The organism is Candidatus Synechococcus spongiarum SH4, from assembly GCF_000586015.1.
Lineage (GTDB): Bacteria > Cyanobacteriota > Cyanobacteriia > PCC-6307 > Cyanobiaceae > Synechococcus_B > Synechococcus_B spongiarum_F.
In genome coordinates this window covers 1-4,789 of the sequence record NZ_JENA01000127.1, presented here as the reverse complement: position 1 = coordinate 4,789, position 4,789 = coordinate 1, and the positions used below count along the sequence as shown (strand labels likewise).

Here is a 4,789-nt window from a genome sequence, read left to right as displayed (position 1 = left end):
AAACGCAATGTCCCCCTGGCGGTCTCCGGCGCCTTCCATTCCCCCTTGATGCAGGAACCGGCGGCCCGCTTTGCCCGGATTCTGGACACCATCCCCTTTGCCGATGCCAACCCGCCGGTGGTGAGCAATGCCACCGCCTGCAGCAGCACCAGCGGCTCCACCCTCAAGGCCAACCTGGTGCAACAAATGGTCTCCGGGGTGCGCTGGCGGGAAACCATGGACCACCTGGCCAGCCTGGGCATCGACACCGTGGTGGAAATCGGACCGGGGGCCGTGCTCTCGGGGCTTTTGAAACGGAGCCTCCCCGGCATCCATCTCCGCCAGATCAACGCCATGGCGGACCTGGCTCCCTGAGTTCCCATTTGTTCAAGGTCATGGGACACAACAGCAACCTCTTGCCCACCGCCCCTGCTGCGGCTGCGCCCAGGGACGCCCGGATCCGTTACTGGTTGCTGCGCACCTTGGTGGTCAATCCCCTGTTCCGCCTGGTTTTTCGTGGTCGGGTCGAGGGGCGGCCACCAGCCTATCGGAGCGGACCCTGTGTGGTGGTGGCCAACCACGGCAGTGATCTGGACCCGCCTCTGCTGAGTTGCGCCATGGGCAGGCCGGTGGCCTTCATGGCCAAACAGGAGTTGTTTCATGTGCCACTGTTGGCGCCCCTGATCCGTGGTTTGGGGGCGGTGCCCGTGCGCCGCGGCCACGTGGATCGCCGCGCCCTGGACCATTGCCTGGCCCAACTCCGGCGGGGTTGGCTGGTGGGGGTGTTTCTGGACGGCACCCGTCGCGCCAGCGGCATGGTGGAGCGGCCCCGCCACGGGGCCGCCCTGTTGGCGCAACGCAGCGGCTGCCCCCTGCTGCCGGTGGCCATTCTCAATAGCCACCGGGTTCTTTCGAGAGGGGGCGGCCTGCGGCTGCGGCCCATCACCATTCGCATCGGCGCCCCCATTCCGGCGCCCGCCAACCGGGACCGTCAGACCATGGAGACCACGTCCCAACACTGTGCCGCCGTGATCAACAGCCTGCTCACCGGGGCGCCTCTACCAGGCCCCGGGCCAGAACAAGGGTCTTGACATCCTGGCCGCTCACCACCCAGATCACTGCCCGCAGGCCGTCGGCCGCCACCTTCAGGGGGGACTCCCAGATGCAGGCATTCCCACAGTCCACAGGGGCAGGCGTCACCTGAATGCCCCGGCTTCCCGCCACAATTCTTCCCACCAGAGAGGCCCTGGGCATGTGGTCCACACCGGTCACCAGCAGCAGGTGGCGCACTTGGCGTTGCTGCAATTCCGCCAGCAGGGTGGTGAAGTTTTCCAAGGTGTCGCCGGCCTGGTCATCGCGGCTGAGTTGAGGCCCCTGCACCCCTTCTTCAACAAACAGCGCCCTGCCGTAGTCAGCGCTCAGGCCCCCGCTCACCAACACCGGCAGGTTGTGTTCCCGGGCCAGTCGGGCCGCATGGCGCTCCCGATACTCGAAGCCTCCCGCCACAAAGATCAGTTGAGGCGGTTGGACGGGGTGTTGACTTGACGTTCGCAGCAGCCACCACATGCCCAGACCCATGCCCAGCGCACTGAGCAACTTGAACAAAACGATCAGGTCTCTCATGGGCGTTCCGCCGCGGCGGCCGGATACAAGGGCAACACCCCTTGCCAGGGGCTGGAGTCACCCATGGCGTAACGCTCCGTCAGTACCCGCAACAACTCCACCACGTCCGTGGCGGGCTCCACCACGGCAGGGTAATGGAGCCATGGTCCATCCTCTTCATGGGCCGCCGCGGTTGTGAGGAGTTGGGGCGCCAGCCGCTCTTCCACCCCACCCTGGGCGGTGATCCGGTAACGGCCCCGGATCAACCCCCGCTGCCGCAAGGGCTGCTCCAACTGGATGGCGCAGCCCCCAGGGTGTTCCTGGAGAAGCCGCTGTGCCAGACGTCGCGCCATGAGAACGAAACTGCCGCAGCCAAACAGGGGGATTTGCAGATTCTGGGCCATGGTTCGGGCCAGCACCACCCCCAGACGGGCGCCCGTGAAACCGCCAGGACCGGTGGCCACCGCCAGAGCCGCCAGCCGCCGCCATTGGCGCGCCGGCAGGAGACCGAGCAGTTCCTGGTGCAGCACGTTGGCCAGCCCTCGCCCCGTTGCCTTGCACACAACAGACACGGGTCCATCCGGTGACCAGGGGAAGGTTGCCACCGCCATGGCCAGATCAGGGCTGGAGGTGTGGATGGCCAGCGCCAGATCCCGGTCCATCGGTTGCGCGCCCACGGCAGATGCCATGGTCAGGTGGGTACGGCCTCCAGGGGCCGCAACCGTTGCCAATGGCCTTGGTCCGTCAGGAAGCTGTTGCAGGCCACCACGTCCCACTCCACCGTGGTGGTCAACCCTTGGGAGCGTAGATGGACGTTGATGCGAGGCTGACGGGGTTCAAAGTCCGGTGTCGGGGTCAGATGCCTGACCCCATGCTGGGTTTCTACGGCGTGATACGTGGAGCAACGGTCCACCCAGTGGCAGTCAACACAGATGCACATGGGTAGTGAGCCACAACAGGCGGCGTCCATTCTGGCCTGGCTCCCGAGGAGGCTGGGGCGCAACCGACCACCGCCGTAACCGGTTTGGCTTCCCCCGATGGCGCTCCGGGAGATGGGGCAGTCGCTTTACCGGAACCACTCAACTCGCCGCCCTGGCGGCCTACGACAGGGAACGGCGGCCCGTTGTTCACGACTCCCAGCGGAGGAGCCGCCGGATCAGCGAACCCACAGGACGTCGCCGCTCGGCTGCACAGCCAGAAGCTGGTCCAGCTTCGACTCCAGATAGCGGAGAAAGGGATCAGCGGACAGGGGGCGGCCCGTGACCTGCTGCACCAGTTGCTCGCCATTCACCCGGCGGCCCAGGGGATGAACACGGCGGCGGAGCCAACCCAGGAGTTCATGCTCCTCACCGGCGGCCACATGGGCTTCGACGGGACCGATTTCCCCTTCCATGGCCTCCGCCAACTGAGCGGAAATCAAGTGGCCCAGGGCATAGCTGGGGAAGTAGCCGAACAGGCCTTCGCTCCAATGCACGTCCTGCAAACAGCCCTCCCCCACGTGGGCCGGGGTGGCGTCCAGATAGCGGGCCATATGGGCGCACCAGCGCTCCGGCAGCTCGGCCACGGGCAGTTGGCGCTCCAGCAGATCCGTCTCCAGCTCATAGCGCAGCAGCACGTGGAGGCAGTAGCTCAATTCACCGGCTTCCACGCGAATCAAGCCGGGATCCAGGGGATTCATGGCCACCCAGAGACCATCGGCATCTCCCCATGGGGCGCCGCCGACCGCCTTCCCGAAGCGGGGCGCCCACACCCGGCTGAAGGCCCGCCCCCGGGCCACGCGATTTTCCCAGAACAGGGACTGGCTCTCATGGACCCCCATGGAGGTGGGGGCCGCCAGGGGAAAGCCGAACCAGGGGCTCTCCTGTCCCGGCAGACCCTGGTCATAGAGGCTGTGGCCCCATTCATGGGCAGTGGCCAGGAACGCGCTGAGGGGTTGATGGACCAGGGTGCGGCTGGTGATGCGGAAATCCTCGGGTCCCAGGTCGGTGGAGAAGGGATGGGGGGAACTGGCCAGCACACAGCGCCGCTCGTCAAAACCCCAGGATTTCAACAACTGCCTACAGAGGGACTGCTGCACCGCCTCATCCAGCCTCCACCGGGGCGCCCCTGGGCGGGATGTGCTCCGGACCCGCTCCAGCAACTCCGGCAGCCGTTGCCGCAGGGGGGCAAACAACTCCTCCAGCCGTTGATGGCTGATGTCCGGTTCAAAGGGTTGGGCCAGGGTTTCCCAGGGGGAGCGGGGCTCCGCCAACTGGCGCGCCTGCTCCAGCCGCAGACGGATCAAGGTTTCCAGCGCCGGCGCAAAGGCGGGAAAATCCCGGTTGCGCTTGGCCTCCTGCCAGAGGCTATACCCCCGGGCCTGGGCTTCCGCCAGGGCGTTGACCAGGGCAGGGTCCAGGCGACATTGGCGCTCATACTGCTGTCGCAACAGGGCCAGGTTCCGCCGCCAGTCCCCCTGGTGGTCAGGGGGAAGCCGGTCGAGGCCGGCCTCTGCCTCCGCCAGCAACTCCCCATAGCGGCTGCTGGTTTGACGGCCATGGAGTTGTTGAGCCACCCAGGCCAACTGCTCCCCACGCCAGGTCGCCCCGGCTGGGGGCATAGCCGTGTTCTGGTCCCAGTACAGGCAACTGCTGATGCTGGCCAGCACATGGTTCTCCCGGTGATGGTGACGGAGTTGATCAAAGGCTGCTGTGGACAAGAACGGTGGCCAATGGAGATGAATCCTGTCTAGCTGAGCGCTGGCCATGGCCCGGTGGCCCGGACGGTGGCTTGACTTGAGGGGGCTGCCCCAAGACGTTGCCTGCCCCTTAGCGTCGGTCTGTTCCCCTGGCGCCTGCCGTGAGCCTCCTCACCAAACCCCTGGCTCGCTTGATCGAACAGTTTGAGCGACTGCCGGGGATTGGTCCCCGCACCGCCCAACGTCTCTCGTTGTACCTGCTGCGCCAGCCCCAGGAGCAGCTTGAGGCCTTTGCTGCGGCCCTGCTGACGGCCAAGCGCTGTGTGGGCCAGTGTGAGCAGTGCTTCCACTTGGCGACGGCCCCGCTCTGCGACATCTGCAGCGACCAGCGCCGCCGCCACAACCAGATCTGTGTGGTGGCGGAATCCAGGGATCTGCTGGCCCTGGAGCGCAGCGGGGAGTTTCGCGGGGTCTATCACGTGCTGGGTGGCGTCATCTCCCCCATGGACGGCGTGACTCCGGACATGCTCA

At 66.4% G+C, this 4,789-nt stretch carries 7 protein-coding genes; 3 read left to right on the top strand and 4 right to left on the bottom strand.

Annotated elements, in window-relative coordinates; genetic code table 11:
• Together BG35_RS13095 and BG35_RS0106515 are read left to right on the top strand one after the other, a co-directional pair.
• On the top strand, window positions 1–354 hold a 354-nt coding region (locus tag BG35_RS13095; protein ID WP_025782196.1), incomplete at its 5' end, for an ACP S-malonyltransferase.
• 20 nt (window positions 355–374) lie between these two features.
• Window positions 375–1,070, top strand: a complete 696-nt coding sequence (locus BG35_RS0106515) for a lysophospholipid acyltransferase family protein (protein WP_025782195.1) — start codon at window positions 375–377, stop codon at window positions 1,068–1,070.
• Here BG35_RS0106515 and BG35_RS0106510 read toward each other — a convergent pair.
• From BG35_RS0106510 to BG35_RS0106495, 4 genes are all read right to left on the bottom strand, one after another.
• Complete coding sequence (locus BG35_RS0106510) at window positions 1,024–1,602, bottom strand: YdcF family protein (RefSeq protein WP_025782194.1); 579 nt, start codon at window positions 1,600–1,602, stop codon at window positions 1,024–1,026. The two genes, BG35_RS0106515 and BG35_RS0106510, sit on opposite strands and share 47 nt — an antisense overlap.
• Window positions 1,599–2,270: a tRNA (adenosine(37)-N6)-threonylcarbamoyltransferase complex dimerization subunit type 1 TsaB gene (tsaB, locus tag BG35_RS0106505; RefSeq protein WP_080688071.1), complete on the bottom strand. Its 672-nt coding sequence runs from the start codon at window positions 2,268–2,270 to the stop codon at window positions 1,599–1,601. The genes BG35_RS0106510 and tsaB overlap by 4 nt, the downstream gene beginning before the upstream one ends.
• Before the next feature lie 2 nt (window positions 2,271–2,272).
• Entirely contained in the window at window positions 2,273–2,521 is a 249-nt protein-coding gene (locus BG35_RS0106500; RefSeq protein ID WP_025782192.1) for a Ycf34 family protein, read from the bottom strand.
• 216 nt (window positions 2,522–2,737) lie between these two features.
• Window positions 2,738–4,327, bottom strand: coding sequence for a carboxypeptidase M32 (locus BG35_RS0106495; protein WP_051506188.1), 1,590 nt, complete (start codon window positions 4,325–4,327; stop codon window positions 2,738–2,740).
• 122 nt (window positions 4,328–4,449) lie between these two features.
• On the opposite strand from BG35_RS0106495, the gene BG35_RS0106490 reads away from it, so the two are divergent.
• Window positions 4,450–4,789: toprim domain-containing protein (locus tag BG35_RS0106490; RefSeq protein ID WP_236619815.1), on the top strand; the 340-nt coding region annotated here is incomplete at its 3' end.

What these genes read in the sequence shown, in the direction of transcription:
- BG35_RS0106500 (WP_025782192.1), bottom strand. Translation starts at nt 2,521, where the DNA reads ATGTGCATCTGTGTTGACTGCCACTGGGTGGACCGTTGCTCCACGTAT.
- BG35_RS0106510 (WP_025782194.1), bottom strand. Translation starts at nt 1,602, where the DNA reads ATGAGAGACCTGATCGTTTTGTTCAAGTTGCTCAGTGCGCTGGGCATG.
- BG35_RS0106515 (WP_025782195.1), top strand. Translation starts at nt 375, where the DNA reads ATGGGACACAACAGCAACCTCTTGCCCACCGCCCCTGCTGCGGCTGCG.
- tsaB (WP_080688071.1), bottom strand. Translation starts at nt 2,270, where the DNA reads ATGGCATCTGCCGTGGGCGCGCAACCGATGGACCGGGATCTGGCGCTG.
- BG35_RS0106495 (WP_051506188.1), bottom strand. Translation starts at nt 4,327, where the DNA reads ATGGCCAGCGCTCAGCTAGACAGGATTCATCTCCATTGGCCACCGTTC.